At 54.2% G+C, this 26986-nt stretch carries 27 protein-coding genes, 1 tRNA gene and 1 other RNA gene; 13 read left to right on the top strand and 16 right to left on the bottom strand.

Translation table 11 applies throughout. From position 1 onward, the window contains the following. Positions 1 to 24 precede the first annotated feature (24 nt). On the bottom strand, positions 25 to 324 hold the full coding sequence (locus ACP5H1_RS01305; protein ID WP_427970856.1) for a DNA-directed RNA polymerase subunit K: 300 nt from the start codon (positions 322 to 324) through the stop codon (positions 25 to 27). Positions 325 to 416: 92 nt separating this feature from the next. On the opposite strand from ACP5H1_RS01305, the gene ACP5H1_RS01300 reads away from it, so the two are divergent. Next, the gene (locus tag ACP5H1_RS01300; RefSeq protein WP_427970854.1) at positions 417 to 803 is read left to right on the top strand and encodes a hypothetical protein; all 387 of its coding nucleotides are present in this window, start codon (positions 417 to 419) and stop codon (positions 801 to 803) included. 54 nt (positions 804 to 857) lie between these two features. On the opposite strand, the gene ACP5H1_RS01295 is transcribed toward ACP5H1_RS01300, so the two are convergent. Continuing rightward, on the bottom strand, positions 858 to 1253 hold the full coding sequence (locus ACP5H1_RS01295) for a hypothetical protein (protein ID WP_427971018.1): 396 nt from the start codon (positions 1251 to 1253) through the stop codon (positions 858 to 860). A 133-nt stretch (positions 1254 to 1386) separates the two neighbouring features. Between ACP5H1_RS01295 and pyrH the strand changes: the two genes are divergently transcribed. After that, on the top strand, positions 1387 to 2076 hold the full coding sequence (gene pyrH, locus ACP5H1_RS01290; protein WP_427970852.1) for a UMP kinase: 690 nt from the start codon (positions 1387 to 1389) through the stop codon (positions 2074 to 2076). Between the two features lie 73 nt (positions 2077 to 2149). On the opposite strand, the gene ACP5H1_RS01285 is transcribed toward pyrH, so the two are convergent. Genes ACP5H1_RS01285 through ACP5H1_RS01270 form a run of 4 tightly spaced genes read right to left on the bottom strand, consistent with a single transcriptional unit; the run spans position 2150 to position 6274 of the window. Next, complete coding sequence (locus tag ACP5H1_RS01285; protein ID WP_427970850.1) at positions 2150 to 3556, bottom strand: ATP synthase subunit B; 1407 nt, start codon at positions 3554 to 3556, stop codon at positions 2150 to 2152. After that, complete coding sequence (locus tag ACP5H1_RS01280; protein ID WP_427971016.1) at positions 3553 to 5355, bottom strand: V-type ATP synthase subunit A; 1803 nt, start codon at positions 5353 to 5355, stop codon at positions 3553 to 3555. The genes ACP5H1_RS01285 and ACP5H1_RS01280 overlap by 4 nt, the downstream gene beginning before the upstream one ends. A 5-nt stretch (positions 5356 to 5360) precedes the next feature. After that, entirely contained in the window at positions 5361 to 5969 is a 609-nt protein-coding gene (locus tag ACP5H1_RS01275) for a V-type ATP synthase subunit E (RefSeq protein ID WP_427970848.1), read from the bottom strand. Then, positions 5966 to 6274 carry a V-type ATP synthase subunit F gene (locus ACP5H1_RS01270; RefSeq protein WP_427971014.1) on the bottom strand — a complete coding sequence of 103 codons (309 nt, stop codon included), beginning with the start codon at positions 6272 to 6274 and terminating at the stop codon, positions 5966 to 5968. The genes ACP5H1_RS01275 and ACP5H1_RS01270 overlap by 4 nt, the downstream gene beginning before the upstream one ends. Before the next feature lie 167 nt (positions 6275 to 6441). On the opposite strand from ACP5H1_RS01270, the gene ACP5H1_RS01265 reads away from it, so the two are divergent. The 4 genes from ACP5H1_RS01265 to ACP5H1_RS01250 all read left to right on the top strand — a co-directional run bounded on the left by ACP5H1_RS01265 (position 6442) and on the right by ACP5H1_RS01250 (position 11212). After that, positions 6442 to 8505, top strand: coding sequence for a V-type ATP synthase subunit I (locus ACP5H1_RS01265; RefSeq protein WP_427970846.1), 2064 nt, complete (start codon positions 6442 to 6444; stop codon positions 8503 to 8505). 162 nt (positions 8506 to 8667) lie between these two features. Beyond that, positions 8668 to 9165, top strand: coding sequence for a PadR family transcriptional regulator (locus tag ACP5H1_RS01260; protein ID WP_427970844.1), 498 nt, complete (start codon positions 8668 to 8670; stop codon positions 9163 to 9165). 31 nt (positions 9166 to 9196) lie between these two features. Continuing rightward, positions 9197 to 10087, top strand: coding sequence for an SAM-dependent methyltransferase (locus ACP5H1_RS01255; RefSeq protein WP_427970842.1), 891 nt, complete (start codon positions 9197 to 9199; stop codon positions 10085 to 10087). Between the two features lie 66 nt (positions 10088 to 10153). Beyond that, positions 10154 to 11212 (top strand): site-2 protease family protein, encoded by a 1059-nt coding sequence (locus ACP5H1_RS01250; RefSeq protein WP_427971012.1) that lies wholly within the window; start codon positions 10154 to 10156, stop codon positions 11210 to 11212. Positions 11213 to 11233: 21 nt separating this feature from the next. Here the strand turns inward: ACP5H1_RS01250 and ACP5H1_RS01245 are convergent. Further along, positions 11234 to 11308: transfer RNA gene (locus tag ACP5H1_RS01245), tRNA-Val, on the bottom strand. Between the two features lie 126 nt (positions 11309 to 11434). Here ACP5H1_RS01245 and ACP5H1_RS01240 point away from each other — a divergent pair. Continuing rightward, the gene (locus ACP5H1_RS01240) at positions 11435 to 12172 is read left to right on the top strand and encodes a TatD family hydrolase (RefSeq protein ID WP_427971010.1); all 738 of its coding nucleotides are present in this window, start codon (positions 11435 to 11437) and stop codon (positions 12170 to 12172) included. Here ACP5H1_RS01240 and ACP5H1_RS01235 read toward each other — a convergent pair. From ACP5H1_RS01235 to ACP5H1_RS01215, 5 genes are read right to left on the bottom strand one after another with little or no spacing between them, the layout of a single operon-like run. Beyond that, positions 12112 to 12891 carry a diphthine--ammonia ligase gene (locus ACP5H1_RS01235; protein ID WP_427970840.1) on the bottom strand — a complete coding sequence of 260 codons (780 nt, stop codon included), beginning with the start codon at positions 12889 to 12891 and terminating at the stop codon, positions 12112 to 12114. The genes ACP5H1_RS01240 and ACP5H1_RS01235 overlap by 61 nt on opposite strands. After that, on the bottom strand, positions 12888 to 14186 hold the full coding sequence (asnS, locus tag ACP5H1_RS01230; RefSeq protein WP_427970838.1) for an asparagine--tRNA ligase: 1299 nt from the start codon (positions 14184 to 14186) through the stop codon (positions 12888 to 12890). Before asnS ends, ACP5H1_RS01235 begins: the two co-directional genes overlap by 4 nt. Positions 14187 to 14230: 44 nt before the next feature. Continuing rightward, a complete protein-coding gene (locus tag ACP5H1_RS01225) occupies positions 14231 to 15220 on the bottom strand; it encodes a flippase-like domain-containing protein (protein ID WP_427970836.1) in 990 nt (329 codons plus the stop codon). Continuing rightward, the gene (locus ACP5H1_RS01220) at positions 15210 to 16685 is read right to left on the bottom strand and encodes a B12-binding domain-containing radical SAM protein (RefSeq protein WP_427971008.1); all 1476 of its coding nucleotides are present in this window, start codon (positions 16683 to 16685) and stop codon (positions 15210 to 15212) included. The genes ACP5H1_RS01225 and ACP5H1_RS01220 overlap by 11 nt, the downstream gene beginning before the upstream one ends. A 32-nt stretch (positions 16686 to 16717) precedes the next feature. Continuing rightward, entirely contained in the window at positions 16718 to 16969 is a 252-nt protein-coding gene (locus tag ACP5H1_RS01215) for a hypothetical protein (protein ID WP_427970835.1), read from the bottom strand. Between the two features lie 156 nt (positions 16970 to 17125). Between ACP5H1_RS01215 and ACP5H1_RS01210 the strand changes: the two genes are divergently transcribed. From ACP5H1_RS01210 to fen, 3 genes are all read left to right on the top strand, one after another. Then, the gene (locus ACP5H1_RS01210) at positions 17126 to 19348 is read left to right on the top strand and encodes a CDC48 family AAA ATPase (protein WP_427970833.1); all 2223 of its coding nucleotides are present in this window, start codon (positions 17126 to 17128) and stop codon (positions 19346 to 19348) included. Positions 19349 to 19513: 165 nt separating this feature from the next. Next, entirely contained in the window at positions 19514 to 19798 is a 285-nt protein-coding gene (locus ACP5H1_RS01205; RefSeq protein ID WP_427970831.1) for a hypothetical protein, read from the top strand. A gap of 38 nt (positions 19799 to 19836) precedes the next feature. Then, the gene (fen, locus tag ACP5H1_RS01200; protein WP_427970829.1) at positions 19837 to 20889 is read left to right on the top strand and encodes a flap endonuclease-1; all 1053 of its coding nucleotides are present in this window, start codon (positions 19837 to 19839) and stop codon (positions 20887 to 20889) included. A gap of 190 nt (positions 20890 to 21079) precedes the next feature. On the opposite strand, the gene ACP5H1_RS01195 is transcribed toward fen, so the two are convergent. Then, a complete protein-coding gene (locus tag ACP5H1_RS01195; RefSeq protein ID WP_427970827.1) occupies positions 21080 to 21670 on the bottom strand; it encodes a transcription elongation factor NusA in 591 nt (196 codons plus the stop codon). 122 nt (positions 21671 to 21792) lie between these two features. Then, positions 21793 to 23403 (bottom strand): CTP synthase, encoded by a 1611-nt coding sequence (locus tag ACP5H1_RS01190; protein ID WP_427970825.1) that lies wholly within the window; start codon positions 23401 to 23403, stop codon positions 21793 to 21795. Between the two features lie 72 nt (positions 23404 to 23475). Between ACP5H1_RS01190 and ACP5H1_RS01185 the strand changes: the two genes are divergently transcribed. Together ACP5H1_RS01185 and ACP5H1_RS01180 are read left to right on the top strand one after the other, a co-directional pair. Next, positions 23476 to 23952, top strand: a complete 477-nt coding sequence (locus ACP5H1_RS01185) for a Holliday junction resolvase-like protein (RefSeq protein WP_427970823.1) — start codon at positions 23476 to 23478, stop codon at positions 23950 to 23952. 34 nt (positions 23953 to 23986) lie between these two features. Continuing rightward, positions 23987 to 25300: a tRNA (N(6)-L-threonylcarbamoyladenosine(37)-C(2))-methylthiotransferase gene (locus ACP5H1_RS01180; protein ID WP_427970821.1), complete on the top strand. Its 1314-nt coding sequence runs from the start codon at positions 23987 to 23989 to the stop codon at positions 25298 to 25300. Here ACP5H1_RS01180 and ACP5H1_RS01175 read toward each other — a convergent pair. Together ACP5H1_RS01175 and ACP5H1_RS01170 are read right to left on the bottom strand one after the other, a co-directional pair. After that, a complete protein-coding gene (locus ACP5H1_RS01175) occupies positions 25287 to 25688 on the bottom strand; it encodes a hypothetical protein (RefSeq protein WP_427970819.1) in 402 nt (133 codons plus the stop codon). The genes ACP5H1_RS01180 and ACP5H1_RS01175 overlap by 14 nt on opposite strands. Positions 25689 to 25704: 16 nt before the next feature. Further along, complete coding sequence (locus ACP5H1_RS01170) at positions 25705 to 26571, bottom strand: NAD(+)/NADH kinase (RefSeq protein ID WP_427970817.1); 867 nt, start codon at positions 26569 to 26571, stop codon at positions 25705 to 25707. An 82-nt stretch (positions 26572 to 26653) separates the two neighbouring features. Between ACP5H1_RS01170 and rnpB the strand changes: the two genes are divergently transcribed. Then, an RNA gene (rnpB, locus tag ACP5H1_RS01165) (RNase P RNA component) lies at positions 26654 to 26972 on the top strand. The last annotated feature ends 14 nt before the right edge of the window (positions 26973 to 26986 follow it).

Here is a 26986-nt window from a genome sequence, read left to right as displayed (position 1 = left end):
CACTTAAAGAGCCTTCCGCTTGCCTTAGGCCTGAGATGATTGATCCTGCAGTAGGAGCTTAACAGGTATTATCTGAACAGCCCCCGAGGGCGTGTACCTCACGATAGATATTGGAAGAAGTCCATGGTCCAGCTCATAGGCCGCTATTTCCACTGAGTCCCTCCTTACGTTAATCTTATCAACATCCACCAAGGGCAGAGCGCCGTTGTCGAGTTGAAGGGCCCTTAGCCCTATGATCTTGGCCCTCTCGTACTTTGTAAGGTAAGGAGGCCCAATGACTATCTCCTCCTTACTCGTCGGGTGCAGCTTGACTTGCTCAGGCATCAGAGGCACCTGCTCTTTCTAACATTTGTTGTATTGTTTTAAATTTTTAACTCACGCTTCAGCACTTAACCAAATCGCTGAGGAGGGGCCCCGTGAGCGAGGACCAGGAGGAGTCGAAGGAAACCGAAGAGGTCACCACCGAGGAGAGCAGCGAGGCTGAGAGTGAGAGGACTGCTGAGGAGGCGGAGGCCTTAGAGTACAAGGTCAGCAGCCCAGAGCTTCTACAAATAATGCTTGACGCGTTTGACATATTAGAGGAGGCGGAGGAGGGCAAGATAACTGTAGACGAAGCTAAGGCCCTCTACCTTGAGAAGGTCGAGGATGCCCTCAAGAAGGTCGGCGAGAGCGTAAAGAAGAGGCGGAGGAGGGGTTCAAGGTCCAAGTCAATCACTAAGAAGTCCTCAACGCGGAAGAGGAGGAAAAGTTCAAAGAGCAAGGAAGAGAGCGAGCCGCGAAAGGAGCCAGAGGCCAGCTCCTGAGCGCCCTTTAAAGTTTCGGCAGGAGGACCCCTTTTCTTTCATACCTCCTATGAACTACTTGGCCTTGAGGAGCTGCATTAGGTCGAACCTCTTGACCTCTACATCAAAGCCTAGGGACCTCAGCGAGTCAATTATAACGCTCTCATTGACCCTCCTGTCAAACGTAACGACCACCTCTCTAGAGGACCCCTCCTTTATTAGCTTCAGGCTATCTACAACGACAGCGCCCTTTATCATGTCACTTATGTCCTTATCTGGCACCACGTAGTCCTTGAACTTCTTCTGTTGAAACTCGTAAAACTCGTCGAAGTTCCTCACTATCCTGAGAGATTCCATAACGTCCTTAGACTCTATGTTTAGCCTCTTGCTGACGTCCACTATGAGCCTCTCAGCGACGTCCAAGGGTACCTTCACGCTCTTGTACTTGCCCATGTCAACCTCGAGGGTCACAGACGCCAACTTAGGCACCAAGGTAGCGAGAGACGCGTGAGCTTTTAGCCTTGATGTAACCACAGAATTCTGCCGATGATGTAGGTTAAAAGCGGTGAGAGGTGAACGGGGCTAGGCGGCTGAGGCTGATAACATGAGTGAGCGGAAGGTAGCTGTGGTGAAGCTCAGTGGATCCTTAGTAAGCCCTCCCTCGCCCCCATATCTAAGGCGTCTCAGGGATTCTGTTGAGAGGGTCAGAAGCTCTGGGTGGAGGTTAGGCATAGTGGTAGGTGGAGGGGCCACTGCCAGGTCCTATATAACAGCGCTTAGGGAGCTGGGCGTTCCCGAGTCCATACTTGACGAGGTAGGCATAGAGTCTGCAGTCCTGAATGCGATGGTTGTCGCCTCAGCGCTTTACCCGTACTCGCCCATAGAGATACCAAGGAACGTCAGGGAGGCCCTCACGGTGTTCGAGGAGGGCCTCATACCCGTTCTTGGGGGCCTTCAGCCAGGACACAGCACCAACGCGGTAGCGGCAGTCCTAGCTGAAACCATAGGCGCGGACCTGCTGCTAAACCTGCTTAACGGCGTGGCAGGGGTCTACGCCGGCGGCGCCCCAGGGGAGCCTGGGGCGAGGTTGCTGAAGGCCGCCACATACGATGAGCTTGAGGACATCATAAGGGACAAAAGGAGCCTGGCCGGCACCTATGAGCTCTTCGACTCGGTAGCTGTGAGCGTTGTCAGGAGAAGCCGAATAAAGGTGAGGTTCGTGGATGGGAAGAACCCAGAGGTTATACAAAGAATCCTACTAAACCAGGAAGACCTGGGCACGCTGGTCGGCTGAAGTAGTGCCAAATAATAATAAAGCTAGTAAAATAATGAGCTATGTGCTAGGGTAAGGCAGAACTCCGTCGAATTTAAGAGGAGGCCTCCTGTGACCTGTACTTGGGGTGATACTTCTTTATCATCTCTTCTCTAATGTTAGTCAGCTCGTCCTCCGGCAGCTCAGCCAGTATCTCCCACGCTATGTCTAAAGTCTGCTCTATCGAGCGGTTCTCCCTAAGGCCCTGCGACAGGAACTTCTTCTCAAAGAGGTCGGCGAACCTCAGGAACCTCCTCTCCGTCTCGCTGAGGCTCTCCTCGCCTATCACGGCTGCCAGGCTCCTGAGCTCCACTCCCCTGCTGTAGGCAGCGTAGAGCTGATCGCTGACCTGAGCATGGTCCTCCCTCGTCTTGCCGGCGCCTATGCCCTCCTTCATCAGCCTCGAGAGACTCATGAGCACGTTGATCGGCGGGTATATGCCTCTGTTGTAGAGGTCCCTGCTCAGAACTATCTGTCCCTCAGTTATGTAGCCGGTGAGGTCAGGTATGGGGTGCGTAATGTCGTCATTAGGCATAGTGAGTATGGGCATCTGGGTTATGCTTCCCTTCCTGCCGTGAACCCTGCCTGCCCTCTCGTAGATGCTGGCCAGGTCGCTGTACATGTAGCCAGGGTAGCCCTGCCTGCCCGGCACCTCCTCCCTTGCTGCGCTGATCTCCCTAAGGGCCTCCGCGTAGTTAGTCATGTCAGTTAGTATCACCAGAACGTGCATGTCATTTTCATAGGCCAAGTACTCGGCGAGCGTCAGCGCGGCCCTCGGCGTCACGAGCCTTAGCATCGCGGGCTCGTCGGCCAAGTTGACAAACATGGCCACCCTCTTCATGGCGCCCGTCTCTTCGAAGAACTTCCTGAAGAACATGTAGTCGTCATACTTTATGCCTATGGCAGCAAAGACCACGCTAAACTCCTCTTCCTCGCCCCTTACAGTGGCCTGCCTGGCTATCTGCGCGGCAAGCTCGTTGTGGGGCAGGCCGGTGCCGCTGAATATAGGAAGCTTCTGACCCCTCACAAGCGTGTTCATGCCGTCTATGGCGCTTACGCCTGTCTGAATGAAGTCCTCGGGGTAGGCCCTGACAGCTGGATTTATAGGCGAACCATTAATGTCGTACTTCTCCTCGGCTATTATGTCCGGGCCTCCATCTATGGGCTTCCCAAGCGCGTCGAAGGTCCTGCCAAGCATGTCGGCCGACACGGGCATCTCAAGGGTCCTGCCCAGGAACCTGACCCTGGCCCCTGTGGTTGAGATGCCAGTGGTTCCCTCGAAGACCTGAACTACGGCTGTGTTGCCGGCTACTTCAAGCACCCTGCCCCTGCGCCTCTCACCGCTGCTGAGCTCGACTTCAACTATCTCATCAAAGGCTACCCTGCTGACACCCTCTACTATGAGCAGGGGACCCCTGATCTCGGAGATCTTACTATACTCCCTGGCCCCCAGGACGCTCATGCCTGGCCACCTCCGATGTTATTTATAATATTAACGATGTCCTGCGTTATCTTGTCTATTTCATCTACCTTATCATTTGGTATCGTGAACCTGGCCCTCATCATGTAGCTGTACATCCTACCGAGCGAGTCCTTTATCTTATTCACGGGCACGTTCCTCTTCACTGCATCGCTGGCAGCCCTGTAGAACTCAACGAACATCCGCATCAGCGCCATCTGTTTTTGCACCGTCGTGAACGTGTCTATGGGGTCAAAGGCGTTCTGCTTCAGCAGACCCTCCTTTATGAGCCTGGCGGTTTCAAGTATTAGCTTGTCCTGCTCGCTGAGGCCCTCGGTTCCGATGAGTCTAACTATCTCCCTGAGCTCGTTTTCCCTTATCAGTATGTTCATCACCTCCTGCCTGTACTCGCTCCAGCGCGGATCCACGTTCTTGTGCCACCACTCGGCAACCGTGTCAGAGTACGCGCTGTAGCTCGTTATCCAGTTGATCGCTGGGTAGTGCCTGCTGTAGGCCAGGGCCGTGTCAAGGGCCCAGAACACCTTGGTGAACCTCCTGGTGTGCGTTGTAACTGGCTCCGTGAAGTCGCCGCCCGGCGGGCTGACGGCGCCTATGACGGTGACGCTGCCGAACCTGCTGGGGTCTCCCAGGGTCCTGACCCTTCCCGCCCTCTCGTAGAACTCCGCCAGCCTTGAGGCGAGGTAGCTCGGGTAGCCCTCCTCTGCAGGCATCTCCTCTAGCCTTCCAGCCATCTCCCTTAGGGCCTCAGCCCACCTGCTGGTGGAGTCGGCTACTAGGAGCACGTCATATCCCATGTCACGGTAGTACTCGCCCATGGTTATACCCACGTAAATGCTTGCCTCCCTGGCCGCCACGGGCATGTTGCTCGTGTTCGCCACCAGGATGCTCCTCTCCATGAGCGGCCTGCCGGTCCACGGGTCCTTGTAGGTTGGGAACTTGTCAAGGACCTCAGTCATCTCGTTGCCCCTCTCGCCGCACCCTATATATATTATGACGTTGGCTGACGACCACTGCGCTAGGTTATGCAGGGTCACGGTCTTCCCAGTGCCGAAGCCTCCAGGTATCATGCCGGTGCCTCCCTTAGCCATGGGGAACAGGAGGTCTATGATCCTCATCCCAGTTATGAGGGGCTCTGTCGGCTCGAGCTTCTGCACATAGGGCCTTGGCTGTCTCACGGGCCACCTCTGGTACAGGTACAGCTGCCTTATCTCGCCGCCGCCAACGTCGACCTCAGCTATGGGATCCACTATTGTGTAGTCGCCCTCGCCAGCTATCCACTTCACGGTTCCCTCAACATTAGGAGGTACCATTACCTTGTGCTGGATTATCTGCGTCTCCTCTACTACACCTATTATGTCGCCTGGGCCAACCTTGTCGCCAGGCTTAACTCTATCTGATGGCGTGAAGTGCCACTTCTTGTCCCTTGGTATTGGAGGTACGCTGACCCCCCTCTCGACGAATATGCTCCTCGCGGGGTTGGTCCTAGCTATCGTTGCCACTATGCCCGGAAGCGGCCTCTGGACGCCGTCGAATATGCTGCCAATAAGTCCAGGACCCAGGTCTACACTCAGCGGGGCACCAGTTCCCTCCACGGGCTCGCCAGGCCTAAGGCCGCTAGTTGACTCATAGACCTGTATATAGGCCATGTCGCCCCTAATCCTAGTGACCTCGCCTATGAGGCCCTCCTCGCCAACCCTGACCACCTCAAACATCTGAACCCCTGTCATGCCCTCAGCTATAACTAGCGGCCCCGATATCCTGTATATCCTTCCCCTTACCACCATTGTCACTCACTCCCAAATAATGTCCTTGAGGCCAGCCCCCTCAAAGACGAGAGGTTCTCCTTTATAAACTGATCAATAGAGTAGTCCACCCTTAAACTGCCGTCCTTGGAGGTAGCTATGAGGCCGCCCGTTATGTCCGCAATCTTCTCAGAAAGCTCAAGGGTAGGGTAAGCCTTTATCATGTCAGAGATCAGCTTCCTGTCATCATTATTAACCTGTATGATAAAGCCGCCGTATTCCTTGGACTCCTCGGCAAGCTCCTCGACTACAGACTTTATGTACCTAGTGTACCACTCGCCTCTGTCCGACCTCAGCCTTGATATAGCTTCATTTATTACCTCGCTTATTGTCCTGTCCTTTATCTCATCCTCCTTAAGCTTAACTTGAAGGTCTGCGGCAGCCACGTCACTCCTGAGCCTCTCCTTAAGCTCCGCGGCCTTAGTCTCTATGGAGTCCCTGAGCCTCCTCTCAGCATCATTATAGGCGCTCAGGAGCAGCTTCTCCGCGGCGCCTTCTGCCTCGCTTAGCATTGAGTCAAAGCTGGCTAACTTCTTTTTAATGATGTCGGCAGCCACCTTGTCTGGGTTCCCGCTCATGCTCACTTTGCTCACCCTAAACCAAGGGCTTCAGCCAGCAGCTTTTCTATATTAATAGGCTCCGACTTGGCCCACTTAGTTGGAAGCACAAGTAGAGTTGCGTCGTGCTGCCGCGCCACTTTCCTTAAAGAATCCTCGTCAGATACCACATGTTTGAGCACTATGATAAGTCTTGTACCCCTTGAGGCGGCCTGCCTGACCGCCTCCTCAGCGCTTCGCTGGTCGTGAGCTTCAATCACATCCATGCCTATCATCCTGAAAAGAGGTAATGTCTCCTTGTCACCAACTACTACAACGTTTGACTCCTCACCCACTGACATCAACAATGGGCCCTTGCTTCTCATTAAGATGAGCTAGTTTTAAAGCTTTTGATGTATTCAATTTTTATTTTAATTTAATTTACAATTTGCAGCCCTTAAGGGTACGTAGTAGTGTCTCCCTGTGAAGTTTAAAATGCCCTTCAGCACAGAGGGCTCCTGAGAAAACTATGATAATTGCAAACAGGCTTGAAGAGGTGCTTATAGCGATACCTAACGAGCAGTACGACCGCGCAGTGGCAGCCTTAGCCTCCTTAGGGATATTTCACGTAGAGGAGCCCTCAGGGGACCTCTCAAGGTACGTCAACCGCAGCTACAGGCATCTGATGACAGAGTCCATGGAGCTCAAGTCAAGGCTTGAGGGGTTCTTTAAGGCCGCTGGGCTCGCACCATTAAGCAACGTCAACGTAACTATAAAGGTCAGCAGCTGGGAGGAGACCTTCAATAACGTAGTTAAGGTCCACGTAAACCTCGAGAAGGACCTCGAGAAGCTCTCAGCAAGGGCCACGGAGCTCACCGCCCGCATAGCTGAGCTCCAGAACATAGCCTCGGCCCTTGAGCCGTTCAAGGGGCTGTCCTCCGATGTTAGGTCTGCCTGGGAAGGGAGCAGCATAAAGGCCTCAGTCGGCATAGTAAGCGTTGCGCAGCTGGACAATGCCATGAGTGTAGCTAATAAGAGAGGGCTACTCTATGCCGTCGAGCTGATAGGCAAGGATGCAGCGATGTTTGCCGTGGCAGGCGAGCCCAGCCAGGTCAGGGACGCGACGGCCGAGCTCACGAGGTCCCTTGGCTGGAGGCAGCTAGTCTTACCACCTGAGCTTCCCGGGTCGCCCTCCCAAGCAGCCTCCCAGGTGAGCGGCGAGCTCTCCAAGCTGAGCTCTGAGCTGGAAGACATAAGGGGGGAGATAAAAAGGAGGCTGCCGGAGCTTGAGGAGTACTATGCCGAAGTTTCGGCGCTGTCTGAGGTCTTCAAGATACTGAGCTACTCTGCCAAAACTGAGACCATCACCTTTATCCACGGCTTCGTGGACGCTAAGGATTCTAAAAAGCTCAGGGAGTCGCTCGACGTGTGCTGTAACGGCTCTTACATGGTCCTAAGCCTTGGATTTAAGAGGGGCGAGAGCTACGTTCCCTCAAAGGTTGAGCTTCCAGGCTACTTCAGGTGGTTCCAGAGCATAGTTGACATGTACGGGACTCCATCAAATAATGAAATTGTGCCAACGCTCTTCCTCGCGATTACAATGCCCATAATATTTGGGCTCATGTTCCCTGACATAGGTCACGGCCTCATGGTGCTCCTCTTTGCGGCGCTTTACATACTTCCAAGGGACAGGAACCTCGGCAAGGTGGTTGCCGTGCTAGGGGCCGCTGGCATGATAGCTGGCTTCTTCGCTGGTGAATTTTTCGGCCCCATCTCGGCCCACTTAGTTGGACTGGACTCGCTCTGGAGATCGCTGGGCTTCAAGGTGCCGCCGCTCGAGTCGCCCGTAGCCGAGGCCTATGAACACCCAAGCAGCAACTACACTATACAGCTCTTTGATGAGATCCTAGACCTGTCGTTCTGGATAGGCGGCTTTATGTTAGTGTTCGGCAACGCCCTTGGAGTTGCCGACGACCTGATAAGCCATGACTATGAGGACCTGGTTGCCCGGAGAGCCCCACTGCTCCTGCTCTTCCTCGTGGCGGACCTGCCGTTCCTACTGTACTTCAATGCCTACAGAGCAGGCTACGTAATAGAGCTTGCTGTGTTCGACCTGGGCCACGGGGGCCCCATGGAGGCCTTTGTCTTCTACGGCGGCATAGCCTCCATAGTATGGCTTGTGCTGGGGGACGGCCTGTATAAGGCGTCCGTAGGCGAGGGCTTCAGGCTTGACCCATATGAGAGCTTCCTAGGAGTCTTTGAGGGATTGATAATGGCCCTTGGCAACACTATAAGCTTCCTGAGGATCATGGGCCTCAGCCTGGCCCACACAGGACTCATGGTGGGCTTCACGGTGCTTACATACGTGGTCCTCACAGCGCACCCAACGCCTTACACGATAGCCGCCGCGGCAGTGATATACATAATTGGCAACCTGCTGACGGCAGGGCTTGAGGGCATAGTGGCGTTCGCCCACGACCTGAGGCTTCACTTCTACGAGTGGTTCAACAAGTTCTATAGGGGCCTTGGAGTGCCGTTCAACCCAATAAGGGTGCCCGGAGTTACCTTTGTAATCCTTCCCGCCTCCAGCTAAAGCGAGGCGCTGTGAGGAGAGCTGGTATTACCGAGAAGATGTGAGGAGTGACACCAGGGCTGAGCGCCTGAAAGTTAAGACAACCTTTAGATAGCAAAAGATATATATGCTTGTTACACTTATACACTTAAATAGGACAGTTGCAAGAAGACGGGATCCTGCATGACTGAAGCTGAAGAGGAGACTAAAGGCGCAGTGAAGTACAGAGACACGCTAATATGGTTCATGCTGTTCATACTTTCAGAGAAACCCATGCATGGTTATGAGATAATAAAGAGAATTAGAGAGCTTACCATGAATCAGTGGAAGCCTGCCGCGGGCTCCATATACCCGCTCCTGAGCTACATGAAGGACCTCGGGCTTGTCGACATAGCTAACATTGAGGAGAACAAGGTCAGAGGCGGCAAGAAGATAACCTATACGCTGACCGATAAGGGATGGGAGGAGTTCAGGGAGCTGCTGCTAAAGAAGAGCGACCTCTACATGAACTTCCTCAGCTTTATAGTCAAGAACTCGATAAGACGCCTGAGAGAACATGGATATAACGAGGACGCAAGCCTTCTGTGCGATCGCGTCAGCAGTTGGGCCAAGGAGCTCATCGAGAGCGCTCAGTCCGAATGCGGCGGTCCTAAAGCTGCCGGTCAGCCCAGCAGCACATGATGAGGCCTTTCATACCTTGAGAAGCTTTTAAGTGGCGCTCGCGCCTCTCAAGATATTAGGAGCCCCTATGCTGATCCTTGTAGGTAGCGGCCTAAGGGAGTCCCAGCTGACGCGCGAGGCCGAGGAGGCTATCAAAGGCGCCGATATTGTTATAGTAGAGACTTACACCATGCCTTCAAGTAAATGGCTTCCCACTGCCATCAGAAAACTTAACAGTAACGTGAGAGAGGCCTCAAGGTCTGAGCTAGAGGAGCAGTCATCAAATATTGTAGAGCTGGCCTCTAAGCTCAAGGTAGTTATCGTAGTTCCTGGGGACCCTCTAATAGCGACTACCCACAGCTCGCTAGTGGTGGAAAGCCTGAAGAGAGGGGTCGAGGCCAAAGTTGTAAGCGGCATCTCTGGCCCCTGCTCCGTTGAGTCCCTCCTTGGCCTTCACTTCTACAAGTTCGGCAGAACTGTAACAGTACCAGGCCCCTGGAGAGGTGTAGGCGCAGAGGAGGCAGCGCTGGGACTGCTGGGTAACTTATGTCATGACCTTCACACCCTGTTGCTCCTTGACGTGTCCCCCGAAGGCCTAAGCTTAAGCCCCTCCAGGGCCGTTAAGGAGCTGAAGGAATCGCTCAGGAGGCTGATAGGGGCCAGGCTGGATGAACTGATGAACATTATGGTACTTTTGGTCTCTGTAGGTGAAAATATCGTAGTAAAACACTCTACTCTTGATAGCGCGGACTCCATCCCTGACCTCGATGTTGGAAGCCTTGTGGTGCCGTCTAAGCTGCACGTGAGCGAGAGGGAGTTCCTGCGGTATGCCTACTCGGTTCCTGAGGACGTCATGATATCGCACAATAGACTTTTACAGGGCTTTGACGCATGTAGTGCGTACACCGAGGCGCTCAGGGCCATATATTCTAGCATCGCCTGAGACGGTGTCATGAAGTAGGTTTAATTAAATCCGGAGGCTCCCTGTACCCCGGGGAACTTGGAAAGGATGGACTATCAACACGACCCTGCGTACCAGGTCGCGGTAAAGTACATGGACTTGGCCGAGCGCACGGAGCTTGAAGGAGGGGCCGTTAAGTATAAGGTTATAGGAGTTAAGGGTGATCTGACCCACTCCTTCAAGTCGCTCTACAGGGAGCTTGTTAGGATGGGCCTGGCGCCGGCCCTTAGGAAGGAGAGCGATGGTTCGCTTACGTTGATAGTGACCAAGTACAGCAGCGGCTCCAACTTAGCATTACTAATAGGCCTTGCGGCGTTCACGATAGTGACGGTCTACGTATCAGGGATGGCCCTGACGGGGCTGCCAGGCGGAGGTAGCTTAACCCCGCTGCTTTACATGGTAGGGCTGCTGGGCCCCCTCCTAATACACGAGGCAGGCCACTGGGCCTTCATGAGAAGGTTCGACGTGCCAAGAAGCCCGCCCTACCTAATACCCGCGCCGCCGCTGCAGCTCGGCTTCCTTGGTACGTTGGGGGCCGTGATAAACATGAAGTGGATACCCGCCACCGCTGATGAGCTAGCCCTCATAGGGGTGGCCGGCCCCTTAGCTGGATTCCTTGCGGCGATACCGCTAGCGCTGCTGGGCCTTCACATGTCTGCCCTGGTGCCGGCCGCCGCGGTGCCTCCCAGCTCTTCCCTGCCTGCGGTACCTGTAATTATGGACCTCCTTCTAGCGTTCATACATACGCCATCTGGTTATGTAGTGGAGATGTCCCCTCTCTCTTTCGCCGCCTATATAGTGTTCTTTGTGACATTCCTTAACTTAATCCCTGTTGGCCAGCTTGATGGAGGCCATGTGCTGAGGGCGGCGCTGGGCGAGAGAGGCCACATGCTGATCTCGCTCGTGTTTGTAGTAACACTGTTGATCGCCGGCCTCTACCTACCCACATTGGGCCTCTTCGGGATAATAGCGCTGTTCCTACTGCTTCTCACCAGGGGCAGGCACCCTGGGCCCGCGATAGAGACCTCCAGGCTTTCATGGTCTGGCATGGTTGCCATAATAATATACGGCATACTGTTGGCGCTAACTCTTCCGATACCTGCATAGCGCAAGCCCATTTTAAACTGATGGGCCCGGCCGGACTTGAACCGGCGACCTCCGCCGTGTAAGGGCGGCGTCCTATCCAGTCTAGACGACGGGCCCACGACCTCGGCTCCTTGCCGGGCCCTGTAGAAACCTCTGTGGCCTCCCTTAAAGGCCTTTTAGCTGTCGGAGCCATTGAAAATAAACTAAAGGCCTTTAAGTATAGCCTCACAGAGAGGTTGGGTGATGCCCCTGTACTATGACATGCACTGCCACCTTAGCGAGTTCACTGATAAGGAAGTAGAGGAGCTGTTCGGGGCAATTAAAGACTTAAAGATAGTAGCCGTGTCCGAGGACCTGAAGTCGTTCAACAGGGTACTTGAGCTCTCCGAAAGGTTCCCCAACGTGGTGCCCTGCGCAGGCTTTCACCCGTGGTCACTTAAGGACCACGACATATCTGAGGCCTGGGATCTGTTAAGATTTGCCACCAGGCACGGAATAAGGTGCCTTGGGGAGGTAGGCCTTGACAGGCACTTTATGCCTATAGATACCATGCAGTCCCAGGTAAAGGTCCTCAGAGCTTATGCCGAGGCAGCCAAGGAGCTTGATGCGCTGCTCAACTTGCATTCGCCCGACGCATGGCGCGACGCACTCTCAATAGCTGTCGAGATTGGCGTACCCAAGGTTATGTTTCACTGGTACAGCGGCCCACTTAACCTGATACCTGAAATAACCGGCAGAGGCTACTTCGTTTCGATAAACGTTGCCCTGAAGGTTCAGCCTAAGCTTAAGGATGTGGCCAAGGCTACGCCCATAGATTTTATGGTATTTGAGAGCGACGGCCCATATAATTACCATGGACTTAGGCTCACGCCGCTTATGATCCCTGACCTAGCCAAAGAGGTGGCCAACCTAAAGTCTGTTCAGCTTGAGGAGCTTCTAAACGCTGTTGAGGCTAACTCGTCACGCCTTCTGAATACATGATATACCTCTGAATTCACGGAGATTGCCACGTCATCACATAGCTGAGCGGAAGAAACGCTTAGAACGTACTGGTACTCTGCTACTTTCTCCCTGGAAGCCCTTAGACATATGCCCTTCTTAAAGTGAGGCGCCATAACTACAAACGTCTCGGCCTCGCCTCCTTCGAAGGCTGGATGGAAGCCATACCTCCTTGAGAGCCTTAATATCTCCTCCACCTGGGAGAGCTCCTGGACAGGCACGCCGAGCATCCTCATATCAAGGCCTTCGGTGGTTATCTGACTTATAACAAAGACTACGCCCCTTCTCACGAGTTCCTTCATGTACTCCTCTGGGTCCATGCCCCACTGAGGGTCATAAATCTTCACTCCGAGATCCTCAGCTATTGCTCTAAACCTCTCATACTGGTACCTGCTCGCTATGCCACCAACCGTTATGGTGTTAAAGTCGTACATTGCCTTAAGTTTCCTAAGCCCCTCCCTGAGCTCTGAGACCTCGCTCTCCTTAACGCCGCTCACACCTATGGGATGATACCTGTCGCTGAACCCCATCGCCTCAGCCTGAAGCTTCACAAATTCAACCAGGGGCCTGTGAAACATCCAGCTGTCCCCTCTAGCCGGGACTACGGAAACTATGCAGCTTACCTCGGCGCCCTCCCTTAAAGCCATGTAAAAGGCGTAGTTGCTGTCCTTGCCCCCAGAGAGGAGGCCACAGACCTTCATGGGTATATCCTCTCGCGAAGTCTCGGGAACGGTATGGAGTCCCTTATGTGATCTAGGCCCGTTATCCACATCACCAGCCTGTCCACGCCTAGGCCAAAGCCGCTGTGGGGCACCGAACCGTACCTCCTAAGGTCGAGGTACCATTGATAGTCGTCAGGGTTTAGGTTGTTCTCCTTTATCCTCTGCAGCAGGACGTCGTACCTGTCCTCCCTCTGACTTCCGCCAACTACCTCACCATAGCCTTCAGGGGCCTCGAGGTCAAAGCCTAACACTACCTCTGGCCTCCTATCACACGTCTTCATGTAGAAGCTCTTGAGATGCTTTGGAAACATGGTGAGGAAGAAGGGCACGCTAAGGTCCTGCGTCAGCGCCCTCTCCTCGTCGGCACCTATGTCATCGCCCCACTTTATGTTGAAGCCCTTCTTCTGCAGCCTCTCTATGGCCTCGTCATAGGTTACCTCCTCAAATGAAGACTTTAAAGTCTCCTCTAGCGGCTCCTGGTTCCTCCTGAGGAACTGCAGCTCCTCCTGCCTCTTATCCAGGACTGCCTTAACGGCGCTCTTTACTAGGCCCTCGACGAACTTCATCATGTCATGCATGTCCATCCATGCCGCCTCGCCCTCCAGGTGCCAGTACTCGTAGAGGTGCCTCCTGGTTCTGCTCCTCTCGGCCCTAAAGCTTGGAGTGAGCGACCACACCCTCTCAAGGCTAAATATCATGACTTCTAGGTAAAACTGCGCGCTTTGGCTCAAGTAGGCCTTCCTGCCGAAGAAGTCCACTGGGAAAAGCGTGGCCCCGCCCTCCACCGCGCTCTGGGTCAATATGGGAGGGCTGACCTCCCACCAGCCGTTTGAAATGAAGTAGTTCCTCAGGGCCTCAAGGACTGTCGCGCGTATCCTCATAATCTGGGTTAGCCTCCTTGACCTGAGCCACAGGTGCCTTATGTCAAGGAGGTAGTCTACGCTCTCCCCTCCCTTTATGGGGAAGTCGTCAGCCAGGCCCACTATGTTCAGCCTCTCCACGTTCACCTCCTTGCCCCCAGGGGCCCTTTGGTCGCTCCTAACTACTCCCTCTATCTCCACGGAGGACTCTATGGTCACCCTCTCTGCAACCTTTGAGAGCTCCTCGTTGCTCCTGTCAACCACGCACTGAACTATGCCCTCTGAATCCCTAACTACAATGAATATCTTCGAGGAAAGGTCCCTCTTGCGATACACCCACCCCCTTAACTTAACCCTGCTGCCGTCGCCGCTAGCAACTACTTCCCTGCTGCTCATGAAGCTCGCAGACATCATGTGCCCCTGCAGAGGATGCCGCGTAGGTCTTATATATGTGGCACTTATCCCCCGCGGCCCCTGAGCATTGCCCTGTAGTGAGAGTAAACGAGGCTTCCGTAGTCTACATATTCAGACACTATCCTTCCGAGCAGCACTATGGGGACCATAGCAACTATTATGTAGGCGGTCCTCCACAGCACTGCGTCTACTCCTCTGAGCACCAATGCTAAGGAGTACTCAACCCCTCCCTCGCCGCCAGGCATGGGCACGTTGCCTCCTACATATGAAATCATCAGGGCCTCGAGGTCTATAAGGAAGCCGTGAAGGCCCCCCAGAGTAAGCACATAGATGGAGAACGCCTCTATAATGTAGGAGGCTGCTGACACCAACAGCATCGGTATCATTGATCTCCTTGACGCTATAATGTGACTTAGGGAGTCCCGCATGTTCTCGATTTCCCCCTCTATTAATCTTGCAGCATTAGAATTCAACCTCTTTGAAACCTCGGATAGAAACCAGGTTGTGAGCCTTCTCGATATCACCATGGCCCAGATAACTATGATAGTTATCGAGATCAGCAGCACCACCACAGACCTAGGCATGAGTGACCAGGCAAAGTACAACGATACAGCGGCTGGCACCACGGAGTCTATGAACGTGGCTGAGATCGCCACTGACAGCGCCTCTGAAGGAGGCGCCCCCGTGGCGCTGCCTATTATTGCGGTAGCCGTAGGTATGGCCCCTGAGAACGCGGGCGTCAGCATTCCTATGAAGAGGCTTGAGAAGTGGGCCTCCCAGGCTCTTAAGGGAGAAAGCCTCAGCCCCCTCGACCTGGCAGCTATGACAAACCTGACGCTTTTCAGGGACTCCTCGAGAAATATGATGGCGGCAGCCATGAGAACTGCATCATAGCTGCGCGACAAATAGTATACTAAGTGCTCGAGACCGCCCCCTACTATATTAAAGATTGCAAGCACAAGGAGCGCGAAGAGTATAACTATAAAGACCAGGTACCTCTTAGCGCTCCCCGAGCCGTTAACCTTAGGCTCCACGCTGCTCCACAGCCCTAGCGGCCTCCTCGGCCTTCCTCTCTATATACCCTATGATCCACTTGATCGCTGCCCTCACTAGGAGGTACCTGGTTCCCTTAAGGTAGAACCTGTCCACTATATCCCTGGCCCAGTAGGCGCTGTGCCTGAGCGTGGCCCTGAGGAGCTCCACGTGCTCAGGCCTCACCATGTTCCTCCTGAACCACTCCATGTTCTTGAAGGCCCCCATGGGCACGAAGAACATGGGCACTATAAGGCTCCTGTAAGGCCTCAACTTCTCCACGAGCTCGGTGGTGGCTACTACGTCATCAGGCTCCTCGCCCGGCTGGCCAATTATTAACGTGGCGGCGGGGATCACGTTGTGTTCATGCATTATCGCGAATGCGTCCTCCACGACTTCTGGGTACTTCTCAGTCGGGTAGGGGGCTGACTTGGCTGGCATGATCTTCCTGGCGAGCTTGACGCTGCCCGTCTCTACGCCAACCTCGACGCCTAGGTACCTCTGCTTCTCGCTTGAGAACATTATCTCGGTCAGCTTAGATATGAGCTTGTGGTTGTCCTCGGCGTACTTTATGGCCGCCAGGCTCGCGTGGCTCCAGCCTATGGGTTCATCGGTAAGCTGCCTTACTGCGGTGTGAAGCTTTATCAGGCCCTCAGGCCTTGGTTTTATACCATCAGCATAGTAGAGGAGGACGTCCTCGCTGTGAAGTATGATGCCCTTCTCTCCCTCGCTCATGTTAACCTTTATTTCACTTATTACGTCGTCGACCGGTATGAACCTCCACGGCCTTAGGGTTACGCTGCAGAACTTGCACCCCCTTGGGCATCCTCTCATGATCTCCACTAGTCCATTGACGCTGGCGTGCTTTATCTTAGGTATTTCATCTGCGGTGGCAGGCGTGTCATACGGCCCTACATATATGTAGTCCGGAAGCTCCTGGCCCTTGATGGCCCTGTCCACGATCTCTGAAACTACCCTCTCAGCCTCTCCGTCAATTACCGTGTCAACACCCCACTTCTTCCACTCGTCAGTGCTCCAGAGCCACTGCCAGGCCGCGGGGCCTCCAACTATTATCTTGACGCCCCTCCTCTTGGCCTCCCTGACGGCCGGGCTCTCCATGAACCTCCTGAAGCTGACCCTGTTGAAGGGCTCCCTGCCCGTTATAGTCCACCACTCGCTGCTGGGCGGCCCATAGGCGAAGAAGTCGTGGTGGCCTATCATGAGGACCTTCATTGTGTCCAGGTGTTTGCTTATATGGTCAGGGTCCACCACCGCGGCGTTAAAACCGGCGTCGATAAGGGCGGCCTCTATCTTCCTGAGCCCGTAGGTCGCCACCTTAGGCCTTCCCAGGCTATCCACCTTGGGCTTTGGTGCCGCTATCCACCTCCATACCCACTCGGGGACCCCAAAGGAGGGCCCCGTCGTCATGAACCCCAGGAACTCGTGGTGATGGTGATCCGTCATCATGCTTCTATCCGTAGTTATCACAACGTCAAACGTCAAGCTATCTCCACCTCCTTCTCCCTAAAGATGACTATGGTTTGAGCTATGAAGCCAGCTATGACTTCTCTAGCCTTTATCATATAGTCTACGTCATCTGATTTAACTATGATAGCCACCCTTTTGGCCCCTTTCTTCAGGCTGTCAGCCAACATTTTCCTGAGATCGTCCTCTCCCTGGACCTTTGGATCCCATCTAATTATATGATAACTGTTGATATCAAGTGTAAACTTCTTCTGTTGCGCCTGCAAATGCTATCTCCGCCTCCCATAACTGAAGGACGCCTATAAAAAGGTCCTCTAATATTAGTATTAATCTAATTTATTTTTATCTTTGTTTTTATTTTTAATGTAAAGAGCTCCATTTTATTAGGCCCGACACAGGAGGAATATTGGAGGTGCGCTTAGTTGGCTGAAAACAACAGCAACCAAAACCAACAGAGGCCTCCATCTAAAGAAGTCGTCCTAAGGGTCTCGGAGACTAAGCCAAGGGACTCGGGCAGAAAGAGGGTAAGAATAGACATCGATATAATGAAGGAGCTGGGCGTTGAGGCCGGTGACATAGTAGAGATAGAGGGCAAGAAGAAGACGGCCGCCATAGTGTGGCCAGCGCTGCCCGAGGACGCAGGGCTTGACATAATAAGGATGGACGGCAGCCTCAGGAGAAATGCGGACGTCAACATAGGCGACAAGGTCATAGTTAGGAAGGCTGAACCTAAACAGGCCATAAGGGTTAAGTTAGCGCCTACCATACACTCAATATCGATAGACGACAGCTTCAAGAAGTACGTGAAGAAGAAGCTCATAGGCCTTCCGCTCGTTGAGAACGACATAGTCCAGATACCTGTAATAGGGCAGGCCGTGCAGCTGGTGGTAATAGATACCAAGCCGAGAGGCATCGTAGTGGTAACTGAGAAAACTGTTGTCGACGTGCTTGAGAAGCCCATAACCACATCGTTCCCGAAGGTTACATATGAGGACATAGGGGGCCTGCACGAAGTCATAGCCAGAATTAGGGAGCTCGTGGAGCTGCCCCTGAGGCACCCAGAGCTCTTCAACAGGCTTGGCATTGAGCCCCCCAAGGGCGTGCTGCTCTATGGACCCCCGGGCACTGGGAAAACGCTCTTGGCTAAGGCCGTCGCCACCGAGAGCGACGCGTACTTTGTTGCGATAAACGGACCTGAGATCATGAGCAAGTTCTACGGCGAGAGCGAGCAGAGGCTGAGGGAAATATTTGAGGAGGCTAAGAAGAACGCGCCAGCCATCATATTTATTGACGAGATTGACGCCATAGCGCCGAAGAGGGACGAGGTCATAGGTGAGGTAGAGAGAAGGGTCGTCGCGCAGCTCCTGGCCCTAATGGACGGCCTTGAGGGAAGGGGGCAGGTTATAGTAATAGGGGCCACTAACAGACCCAACGCTATAGACCCGGCCCTCAGGAGGCCCGGGAGGTTTGACAGGGAGATAGAGGTACCGGTACCAGATAAACAGGGAAGGCTTGAGATACTTCAGATACACACCAGGCATATGCCTCTGGCAGACGACGTGGACCTTGAGAAGCTAGCTGAGATGACCAAGGGCTACACCGGCGCTGACCTAGCTGCGCTGGCCAAGGAGGCAGCCATGCATGCCCTAAGGAGGTACCTGCCTGAAATAGACATAGACCAGGAGAAGATACCTACGGAGCTGTTAGAGAGAATGGTAGTCACAATGCAGGACTTCCTTGCTGCGTTCAAGGAGGTAACTCCCAGCGGCCTGAGGGAGATAGAAGTTGAGGTGCCTGAGGTCCACTGGAGCGACATAGGTGGCCTCGAGGACGTTAAGCAGGAGCTCAGGGAAATAGTCGAGTGGCCGCTGAAGTACCCTAACTCCTTCAGCAGGCTTGGCATTGAGCCCCCCAAGGGGGTCCTGCTCTTCGGCCCGCCGGGCACCGGAAAGACAATGCTTGCCAAGGCCGTCGCCACCGAGAGCGGGGCCAACTTCATAGCCATAAGGGGGCCCGAGGTGCTGAGCAAGTGGGTCGGCGAGAGCGAGAAGGCCATAAGGGAGATATTCAAGAAGGCCAGGCAGTACGCGCCGGCAGTCGTGTTCTTTGACGAGATAGAGTCGATAGCGAGCCTTAGGGGGACCGAGGAGGACAGCAACGTTGGCGAGAGAATAGTGAGCCAGCTGCTCACAGAGATAGACGGGATAACTAACCTTGAGAACGTGGTAGTAATAGCGGCCACTAACAGGCCTGACCTCGTGGACCCAGCCCTGCTCAGGCCTGGCAGGTTTGAGAAGCTCATATACGTGCCCCCGCCAGACGAGAGGGGCAGGCTAGAGATCCTGAAGATACACACGCGCAGCGTGCCCTTAGCTGAGGACGTCGACTTAGCCGAGCTGGCAAAGATGACCAACGGCTACACCGGCGCAGACTTAGCCGCGCTTGTGAGGGAAGCGGCGCTTACCGCGATGAGGGAGGATATAAACTCCCCGATAGTGAAGTTCAAGCATTTCGAGCAGGCCCTTAACAAGGTCAGACCCAGCGTGACTAAGTACATGATAGACTTCTACCTTAGGTGGCTCGAAACAGCAAGGCAGATAAGCGTGTCATCACAGAGGCCATCGCAGCCTTCTCTCTCGCTGTAATTATTCAAATTTAGAAAAGGCCGACGACATTTATGGCCTTAACTTTAGGCTGCCGCGACCCCTTTCGCTATAACACGTTATAATTAAAAGTAAAGTTTTAAACTACTCTCGGACAGGTTGACCTGTTTGGACAGCGTTAAGCTACTCCGCAGACGGTGAACAGGGTTGTCCGTATGGTACAACCAGCCTCTGATAAACATAGTGTATGAAACCCTAAGGGAGATGACTAGTGACGGCAAAGTTCCAGTGACTGACGAGGAGGTGTTATCCTACCTTATCAAGAACGGGTACTCCATTTCCTTAGCTGACCTGACAAAGATCCTCCTCAAACTTGAAATCATGGGACTTGTCAGGGTAAGCTCCAGCACCAAAGAGGACAGGCAGATAGAGTTTGTAGGACATCATGAAAATGCTGAGGAGGCCAAAAGCGTAGAAGGGCAGCAAACATAGATAGCTTCGCGGGGCCCCTAACATACAAGGGGGCCTCAGTGGGCGTTAACATAAGGGACATTATACCTGACCAGGCAAGGCGCGAAGTCGACCTGAAGTCGCTCAAGGGCTACGTGATTGCCCTAGACGGCTACAACATGCTTTACCAGTTCCTCTCTGCAATAAGGCAGCCCGATGGCACCCCACTCAAGGACTCGCAGGGGAGGGTCACGAGCCACCTGAGCGGGCTCTTCTACAGGACTATAAACCTCGTGGAGGAGGGCCTGAAGCCGGTCTACGTCTTTGACGGCAAGCCGCCAGAGATGAAGAGGAGAGAGATAGAGGAGAGGGTCGCAAGGAAGAGGGAGGCGGCGGAGAAGTACGCTAAGGCCAAGGAGTCCGGCTCCATTGAGGAGGCCAGGAAGTACGCCCAGGCGACCTCTGAGCTCTCCAGCGACATGGTAAGCGAGGCCAAGAGGCTGCTCGACTATATGGGCATACCTTGGGTTCAGGCGCCAGCTGACGGGGAGGCGCAGGCGGCCCACCTGGCTCAAAAGGGCGACGCCTGGGCCGCAGGAAGCCAGGACTACGACAGCCTGCTCTTCGGCGCCCCCAGGTTGGTCAGGAACCTGGCAATAACAGGCAAAAGAAAGCTGCCTAACAAGGACGAGTACGTCGAGGTTAAGCCCGAGATAATAGACCTCAACGCCATGCTTAAGGCGCTGGGCATAACTAGGGAGCAACTAATACTCTTAGGCATACTGGTAGGGACGGACTTTGACCCAGACGGCATCAAAGGCTATGGACCTAAGACTGCCCTTAACTTCGTCAAGGGCGTGAAGGATGTCACCAAGGCTTTGGAGTCCATAAAGTCACAGCTTCCTGGAGATGTTGATCCATTCAAGATATTTGATTACTTTGCTAAGCCTCCAGTGAGCTCCGACTACAGGATACTGTTCAAGGAGCCTGACATTGAAAAAATTAAGGAGCTGTTGGTCAGAGAGCACGACTTCAGTGAGGACAGGGTCGTCAAGGCTGCTGAAAGGCTTGCCAAGGCATTCAAGGAAAATCTGAGGGGGAAGCAGTCTAGGCTGGACATGTGGTTTGGCTGAGCTCTTCCCAACGCTAGGGCGAGGCTCTTTGACACCTGGAGAGCCCGCCATGGCTCGGGCGATCCTCGCGGGCTTAGAAACGTCGCCTCGCTCAGGGCCGCGTGCCAACGCCAGCATAGGGTCCATCAAGGACTTTATAAATTCCCTGCCCCTGGGTTAAGACTTCTCATAAGGGTCTGCGGCCTGCCGCTTAGCTACCTATGCGACGCAGGACCTCAGAGAGCTTCGTCTTATCTATTTTGCCCTCCTCAAGGTCCCGAGGACGGCCTGGCACGGTTACGTTCTCGTACTCTATGTAGAGGTCGCTGCCGCTCAGTGACTTGAAGACGGCCTTAGTGCTCTGCTCTAACTCTGATATCCTCCACCTCTCATTTGAGGGCAGCTTAGCTATATAGTAGGTCGAGCCGTCCGGCGCGTAGTAGGTGTTCACGGAGAGCACCTGGGAGGGCAGCAGGCTCTCTATGAGTTTCCTTGGGTCATTTGAGCCTGGCACGATGAATATCCTCCTGATGTTAAGGCTTGAAAGCTCCTTCTCCAGGGCCCTGGCTAACTGCCTGCTGACCGCAGTAACGTTGTCCAGCACTATGTAGAGCGTGTCCCCTACTATCACGGACTTTCTGTAGGAGGCGTTCTTCAGCTCCCTAAAGTTTGACTCGAGGTTTAGGAGGGCCCTCATCACGTCGACTTCCCACCCCTGGTACTTCCCAGAGTCTATCTTAGCCTTACACTTGTCACAGAGCACCCCGCTCTTGACGCAGATCTTGTCTAAGGGTATCTGCATATTCTGTTACACCAAAGAGTTACATGTGAGCAGGAAAGCTTAAACGTTTACTTTAAAATTAATGCTATAACCGAGGGCCCTTAACTACGGTTAGGTGCATGTCCCCCGGTGCTGGCTTGCTATCACTTTGTCTGGGCGGCCCTAAGTAGGCCCACATAAGGTGGGCTAGGTGACAGGGGCCTGCTCTTGAACTCCGGGTGAGGCTGCGTGCCTATGAAGAACTTGTGTTCCTTACGCGGCAGCTCTGCCGCCTCAACTAGGCCCTGCCGGCTCCAGGCACTTATTATAAGGCCCGCCTCGACCAGCCTCTCAACATACTTGGGATTAACCTCATACCTGTGCCTATGCCTCTCATATATCACGTCCCTACCGTACAGCTCGTAGAGCTGAGTGCCCTTGACGAGGTTTATCTGCGAAGCCCCAAGCCTTAGCGTGCCCCCGAGCTCCTTAACGTCGCGCTCCCATGGAAGCAGGTCAACCACAGGGTAAGGAGTGCTTGGGTCTATCTCCGTGCTATTCGCATTCTCGAGACCTATCACATCACGGGCAAACTCCACCACTGACAGCTGGAGCCCAAAGCAGATTCCTAGCGTTGGTATGTCATTCTCCCTCAGGTACTTAATGGCCTTTATCTTGCCCTCTGCGCCGCGCTTCCCAAATCCAGGCAGCACAACAGCTCCGTCAACGGTTGACAGAACGTCCTCAACCTTTATCTTGCCCTCCTCAACCTCTGTGGCCTCGACCCAGACCAAGTTAGGCTTAGCGCCAACTGCAACCCCGGCGTGCCTCAGCGCCTCGACTATGCTGATGTAGCTATCCTTCAGCTTGGTGTACTTGCCCACCATGGCTATGTTAACGGTCTTATCGATGCTCTTGAGCCTGTCAACAAAGGACTTCCAGGCCTCGAGATCTGGCTCCCTGTCCTGAAGGCTCAGCCTCGACAGTAGCCTAGCCGCATAACCCTGCGACTCAAGGAGCAGCGGGACCTCATAGACATAGTCTACATCATGATCACTTATCACGTCCGAGGGGGATAGATTAGAGAAAAGCGCTATCTTCTGACGGGACTCAGCCTCAAGGGATCTTGGACTTCTAACCACGACCATGTTAGGCTGGATCCCTATCCTGCGAAGCTCATAAACGCTGTGCTGCACAGGCTTTGTCTTCTGCTCCCCCGTGGTGCTCAGCACTGGGGCCCAGGCAACGTGAACGAATGCAACGTTGTTTGAGCCCAGCTCAACGTACATCTGCCTGGCCGCCTCTAGGAACGGGAGCCCCTCTATGTCGCCTACAGTGCCACCTATCTCTACAACTAATACATCAACCCCCGTCTCGCGGGCAACTGAAGATAAGCGCTGCTTTATCTCATCAGTTATGTGGGGTATTATCTGCACTGTCTTGCCTAGGTACTCGCCCTTTCTCTCCTTCATTATGACGTTATAGTAGACCTGGCCAGTAGTTATGTTGTGTTTCTTGCTTAGGTTCTCTCCAAGGAACCTCTCGTAATGGCCTAGGTCTAGGTCGGTCTCGCCGCCATCTTCAGTGACATAGACCTCACCGTGGGCATATGGATTCATAGTCCCTGCGTCAACATTAAGGTAAGGATCCACCTTAACTATGCCAACCCTGTATCCGCGGGACTTCAGCAGGAGGCCCGTAGAGGCCGACACTATGCCTTTGCCTATGCCCGACATCACACCGCCAGTTATGAACGCGTATTTCGTCTCTGGCACTGTGCCTCCTAGTCTCTGGACTAGTAGCTCTTTTAACGGTAAGCGCTCCAACCGCGGTTAGAGCAAGGTGGGATGATGCAGATCCTGTATTATCTCATAGCTTCAATAATGCTGGCAGAACTAATAATTATAGTGGTCCAGACCGTTAGGCTGACCCTAGCTCAGAGGTCCTTGAAGGCTTTGGAAATAAACATAGATAAGCTCGCTGACGCCAGAGCCCAAGAGATGGCCGCAGCTATAGTAGATAGGGCCAGGGAGGACGCCGCCAAGAGAAGCTCGGCCGTCACCGCAGGCAAAATATATGAACAGCTAGCCCCTATTTTGCCTGGATTTAAGTTCAACCCAAAGGACGTGAGGTTCCTCGGAAGTCCAGTAGACTTCGTAGTATTTGATGGGCTTGAAGATGGCAAGAGAGTTCACGTAAGGTTTGTTGAGCTTAAGAGCGGCGACTCGAAGCTGACAGACAGGGAGAAGGCTGTCAAAGACGCCGTGGAGAGCTGCAGGGTCTCGTTCGAGGTTGTTAGAGCTGAAGACCTTCTAAGGCGCTAACAGTTATAACTAAAGCAGAAAAGTTCAGACCACTTTGAAGGTTTCGGTGGGCTCCACGACCAAGTACTACATTGAGACCTATGGCTGCGCCCTGTCAGAGTTTGACAGCGAGATAATGAGGAGTATCCTTAGAGGCGCCGGTTATGAGGAGTGCGGCGATCCGAGGGAAGCAGATGTAATAATAGTTAACACCTGCGCAGTGAGACTTGACACGGAAGCCAAAATAGTGAAAAGGCTTAAGGAGTTGAATGGCCTGTCGCTTCAGGGCAAGAAGCTCATAGTGAGCGGCTGCCTCTCCAAGGCTAGGCCCTCCCTGATCCTGAGGACGGCCCCTGCTGCCAGCCTGGTATCTCCTCAGAATGTGACTAGAATACTCGACGCGGCTACCCTTGACAGGCCCGTCTACCTGCTAGATGGCGAGAGGGACGTAAACTTCTTGCCAAAGCCTCCAACGAGGGACAGCGTAGCCACGGTAATGATCTCCGAGGGCTGCCTTGAGAGCTGCAGCTTCTGTGAGACCAAGCTGGCTAGGAGGTACCTGAAGTCATACCCTCCTAGGGCCATAGTCTGTGTAGTTAGGGACCTGGTGCAGGGCGGGGCAAGGGAAATTAGGCTCACCGGGCAGGACGCAGCAGCCTATGGCGTAGACCTGCCCGGTAAGCCAAGGCTTCCTGACCTCATAGCAGATATACTTGATAAGGTGCCAGGCGAGTACAGGCTCAGAATTGGCATGATGACACCTAACCAGGCCATGGAGATAATTGATGACCTGTTGGACGTTTACCGCGATGAGCGAGTCTTCAAGTTCTTTCACATACCAGTCCAGAGCGGCGACGACCGCGTGCTTAAAATAATGAACCGCAGGTACACCGTGGCCGAGTTCAAGGAACTTCATAGCAAGGTTAAAGCTAAGTATCCATCCTCGCTCTTTGCCACAGACATCATAGTAGGCCATCCGGGTGAGGATGAAGAGGCCTTTATGAACAGCGTCAGGCTGGTGGAGGAACTCAAGTTTGAGAGGGTCTACCTCGCCCAGTACAGCATAAGGCCCAGGACGGCCTCGGCCTCCATGCCCCAGGTGCCTGAGCCCGTCAAGAAGGAGCGGAGCCTAAGAATACAGGAAGTAATTAAGAGGGTAGGCACTGAAATTTACAGCAGTTACGTGGGCGGCAGGTTCAGGGGGCTGTTGGCATCAAGAAGTTTCAGAGAGGGCTTCAGCACAGTAAGACTTGACAACTACTTCCCTGTGGCAGTGCCGGCGAGCACATTAAGAAGTTACGGGGAGTTCGTAGACGTTAAGATCACGGGCGCCACATACTTTGACCTGAGGGGAGTTATCGTAAGTTAGCCTTGCTCTTCCTGAGCTCTTTAATGCCCCTGTACCTCACCCTCACTACGTCGAGTCCTGCACGGACAGAGGCCAACTGAAGGGCATAATCGTCTGTCACCACAGAGACCTTGTTGCCACAATCCCTTAGTTCTATGGCTAGGGAGAGCACGCTTAGGTCAGCGGCGCTCAGCTTTCCGAGCACTCCAGCAGCTCTGGCATACTCTAAGGCCTTACCTCTCGATTCAGTTAAGGGCGTGATGACAAGAAGTTTCCCCGTCCCAGTGGAGAGATCTAAAGCCATCCTGGACTCCTCATCCCTGACTTCCTCGTAGACCTCCTCGGTGGTAACGCACGTCAAGGGCAGGTGCAGCTGGACTGACGCCAGCAGCGCAGCTGTGTCTAGCACAGCTACGCTGACGCCCTTACCAATAGCTGAGCAGGCGGGCGAAGAGCCTCTCGTAGTAGTTCGACCACCACTCAAACCTGGCCACCTTCAGGGGGGCCTCGCAGGGATAAATGTTAACCCTGTCACCTGGCCTTAGGTTAACCTTGACTTGGCCATCAAGAACCAGGTAAGCGGGCCCGCTTTCGCCCCTCATGATTATGCTGAGCCGGTTACTCCTAGACATAACCACAGGTCTTAAGAATAGCTGCACAGGGTTGAGGGGCGTTATGATGATTACGTCAAGCCGAGGGTCCACTATGGGCCCCCCAGCATTAAGGCTATATGCGGTGGAGCCCGTTGTAGTGGATATTATGAGCCCGTCGCCGTCAACCCCCATAACCCTTTCCCTAAGCTTCTCCCCATCATGATAGACGTCAAGCCTGACCATAGAGCCCTCCGAAGTAAATATAACGACGTCATTTACGGCGCAGGGGAGTTGGTTACCGTTCACGTAAGCCTTAATGCGCTGGTGGAGTACCAGTTCATAGTTATCGTTAACGAAGTCCCTAATCCTCTCGCTTAGCACTGATTCGTCAACGTCTAAGAGGAAACCGCGCTTGCCTGCGCGCACGGCGAGGAAAATAACTTCGTTGCTCCCAGATCTTATCGCTGCCCTGAGCAGGGTCCCGTCGCCGCCTATCACTATCACCTTATGGGGCGGGTTGCGTTCTATGTTAAAGGTTCTCAGCCTCCCCAAGGTGTTACTGTAGGCGGCGGCGGTCTCTGCCTCAACAAGGGGCTCCACCCCGAGCTGCCTAAGGACCTCGGCTGTCCTCAGGGCAAGGCCCTCAGCGGTGTCGCTTGATGGCCTAGCAACTATTCCAACCGCTTCCCTTTCTGTCAAGCCGCCTCACTTACTGCCGCAGATATCTCATTCGCAGCCAACCCTTATTACTTGCGTCTCCGACGCTTAATGAAACCCTGGGAGGCCGAGGCTGGCGGCCACGGGCCCGAAGAGGGCCTGAGGAAACACCGCCCTCCCAGCGGCAGCCGGACCCCGCAAGGGGCCAGGGCAGACCCCTGGGCAACGGCACAGAGACGACACGGCCCCCACGGCATGGCGATGACTCCGCGAGGCGGGCCTGGCGACAGGCCCGCAGTAACCGGTCGAGGACCGCGGGGGATGCGGTGAAACGGCCGTCCCCGGCGGAGCAAGGCCAGGGCCTGTGAGGGGCCGCGGGAGGCCCTGGGGACCGCTGAGTCAAATGCCGCCGAAGTACAGAAGGCGGGTTATAGCCTCGGCCTCCCAGGTGCTGCCA

Origin of the sequence: Acidilobus sp. (assembly GCF_049973875.1) — an archaeon.
In the GTDB taxonomy this organism is placed as follows: domain Archaea; phylum Thermoproteota; class Thermoprotei_A; order Sulfolobales; family Acidilobaceae; genus Acidilobus.
This window is presented reverse-complemented; position numbering and strand designations above follow the sequence as displayed.

Excerpts from the sequence above, each read along its gene's own strand:
- asnS (WP_427970838.1), bottom strand. The coding sequence starts at position 14,186 with ATGATGTCTGCGAGCTTCATGAGCAGCAGGGAAGTAGTTGCTAGCGGC.
- pyrH (WP_427970852.1), top strand. The coding sequence starts at position 1,387 with ATGAGTGAGCGGAAGGTAGCTGTGGTGAAGCTCAGTGGATCCTTAGTA.
- ACP5H1_RS01250 (WP_427971012.1), top strand. The coding sequence starts at position 10,154 with ATGGACTATCAACACGACCCTGCGTACCAGGTCGCGGTAAAGTACATG.
- ACP5H1_RS01305 (WP_427970856.1), bottom strand. The coding sequence starts at position 324 with ATGCCTGAGCAAGTCAAGCTGCACCCGACGAGTAAGGAGGAGATAGTC.
- ACP5H1_RS01220 (WP_427971008.1), bottom strand. The coding sequence starts at position 16,685 with ATGATGACGGATCACCATCACCACGAGTTCCTGGGGTTCATGACGACG.
- ACP5H1_RS01185 (WP_427970823.1), top strand. The coding sequence starts at position 23,476 with ATGATGCAGATCCTGTATTATCTCATAGCTTCAATAATGCTGGCAGAA.
- ACP5H1_RS01235 (WP_427970840.1), bottom strand. The coding sequence starts at position 12,891 with ATGAAGGTCTGTGGCCTCCTCTCTGGGGGCAAGGACAGCAACTACGCC.
- ACP5H1_RS01195 (WP_427970827.1), bottom strand. The coding sequence starts at position 21,670 with ATGCAGATACCCTTAGACAAGATCTGCGTCAAGAGCGGGGTGCTCTGT.
- ACP5H1_RS01270 (WP_427971014.1), bottom strand. The coding sequence starts at position 6,274 with ATGTCAGTGGGTGAGGAGTCAAACGTTGTAGTAGTTGGTGACAAGGAG.
- ACP5H1_RS01265 (WP_427970846.1), top strand. The coding sequence starts at position 6,442 with ATGATAATTGCAAACAGGCTTGAAGAGGTGCTTATAGCGATACCTAAC.
- ACP5H1_RS01260 (WP_427970844.1), top strand. The coding sequence starts at position 8,668 with ATGACTGAAGCTGAAGAGGAGACTAAAGGCGCAGTGAAGTACAGAGAC.
- ACP5H1_RS01240 (WP_427971010.1), top strand. The coding sequence starts at position 11,435 with ATGCCCCTGTACTATGACATGCACTGCCACCTTAGCGAGTTCACTGAT.
- ACP5H1_RS01285 (WP_427970850.1), bottom strand. The coding sequence starts at position 3,556 with ATGAGCGTCCTGGGGGCCAGGGAGTATAGTAAGATCTCCGAGATCAGG.